Consider the following 1,854-nt stretch of genomic DNA (forward strand, 5'->3'; position numbering starts at 1 on the left):
CGCTCCCCCACCGGCCGTCGCCGCGCCCGGTCGGACCCCGGCGCTCGCCGGTGGTACGGACCCGGCGCCCGGGCTGGACGTCGCCGCGCTGGAGTTCCTCGCGGCCAATGCCGCCGTACGCGCCCAGCGGCTGCTTGCCGAGGCGCTGGCTCCCGGCCATGCCGCGTCCCCCGTCCCGGCCGTGCTGACGGAGTGGCAGGACACGGTGCGGCTGACCGCCGCCGGCCCCCCGGCCGAGGTCGCCGCCCGGCTCGCGGCGGGCTGCGACCGCGACCGCACGGACCTGGCCCGCGCCGTACGGGCCTGGGAGCACGGCGGGGCCGCCGCGCTCACCGTGCTGGAGGAGGAGTGGACACCGGACGCGGAGGCGCTGGCGCGGGCCCGCGCGCAGCTCGCCGCCGCCTGGGAGGAAGGCGAGCGGGCGCCCCGGCTGCGCGCGGCGGGCAACCGCTGGACGGCGATGGGCACCGACGCCCAGGTGCGCTACGGACGCGACGGCCGCTGGTGGCCGTACCGCAAGGACCGGGGCCGCTGGTGGCCCGCCGGTCCACCGGCCCAGGACCCGGAGGCGGCCCTGGCGATACTCGCCTCGGACTGAGTTCAGGCGGCGGCGCCAGGCTGTGGAACGGGCGGGAAGGGGCGGCAACCTTTCGCGGGGGCGTGGCAACCGTAGGGCGTCAGAACACCCCCTGCACATGCCTCCACGGGACGGAGATCCTCCATGCCCCCATCGCGTCCGCGCTCCCGGCGCCGCCGCCCCGGTCCGCTCGTCGGCACCCTGGCCTTCGCCGCCGGCGCCACGCTGATCGCCGTTCCGGCCACCGGCTGGCTCGGCGACAGCGGCCGGGCCCACGCGGCCGGTTCCGCCGCCGCGGCGACCCTCGTCGTCGCCAAGGACGGCAGCGGTCAGTACACGACCGTCCAGGCGGCGGTCAACGCGGTCCCGGCGAACAACTCCTCCGCGGTCACCATCTCCGTCAAGCCCGGGACGTACCGGGAGACCGTCAAGATCCCCTCCAACAAGCCGCACATCCGGCTGGTGGGCAGCACCGGCAACAAGAGCGACGTGACCATCGTCTACAACAACGCCTCCGGCACCCCCAAGCCGGGCGGCGGGACCTATGGCACCAGCGGCAGCGCGACCGTCGCCGTCGAGGCGGACGACTTCCAGGCGCGCCATCTCCAGTTCGTGAACGACTTCAACGAGGCGAACACGAGCATCACCGACAAGCAGGCGGTCGCGCTGCGCACCGCGGCGGACAAGATCGTGCTGGACAACATCGGTGCGGTCGGCGACCAGGACACCCTGCTGCTCGACTCCGCGAGCAAGACCACGGTCGGCCGGGTGTACGTCAACAACTCGGTGATCCAGGGCAATGTCGACTTCGTCTTCGGCCGTGCCTCCGCCGTCATCAACAAGTCGACGATCCGGCTCGTCAAGCGCTACGACGGCAGCTCCGGCGGCTATGTCGCGGCGCCCTCGACCGCGGCCGGGAAGAAGGGCTTCCTGTTCATCGACAGCACCATCAGCGGTGACGTCACCAACCGGTCGTTCTACCTCGGCCGCCCCTGGCACGCGGGCGGGGACGCGAGCCTCGATCCGCAGACGGTCGTCCGCAATACGAACCTGTCGGCGGCGGTCAAGACCACGCCGTGGACGGACATGAGCGGCTTCTCCTGGAAGGACGACCGCTTCGCGGAGTACAAGAACACGGGCGCCGGTTCCGGTGCGGCGAGCGGCGACCGGCCGCAGCTGACCGACGCGCAGGCCGCCGACTACGAGATCGCGGACTGGCTCGCCGGCTGGCAGCCGTCCTGATCCGGCGGGTCCGGCAGGTCCGGTGAACTCCGGAC

At 73.5% G+C, this 1,854-nt stretch carries 1 protein-coding gene and 1 pseudogene; both read left to right on the top strand.

Annotated features, from left to right (window positions below):
* Window positions 1-598, top strand: a pseudogene (locus EEJ42_RS31780) (SWF or SNF family helicase); the annotation flags it as partial.
* Between the two features lie 123 nt (window positions 599-721).
* A complete protein-coding gene (locus EEJ42_RS31785) occupies window positions 722-1,819 on the top strand; it encodes a pectinesterase family protein (protein WP_184503366.1) in 1,098 nt (365 codons plus the stop codon).
* Window positions 1,820-1,854 lie beyond the last annotated feature (35 nt).

The sequence above is a fragment of the Streptomyces botrytidirepellens genome, from assembly GCF_003721215.1.
In the GTDB taxonomy this organism is placed as follows: Bacteria; Actinomycetota; Actinomycetes; order Streptomycetales; family Streptomycetaceae; genus Streptomyces; species Streptomyces himastatinicus.

What these genes read in the sequence shown, in the direction of transcription:
- EEJ42_RS31785 (WP_184503366.1), top strand. Translation starts at nt 722, where the DNA reads ATGCCCCCATCGCGTCCGCGCTCCCGGCGCCGCCGCCCCGGTCCGCTC.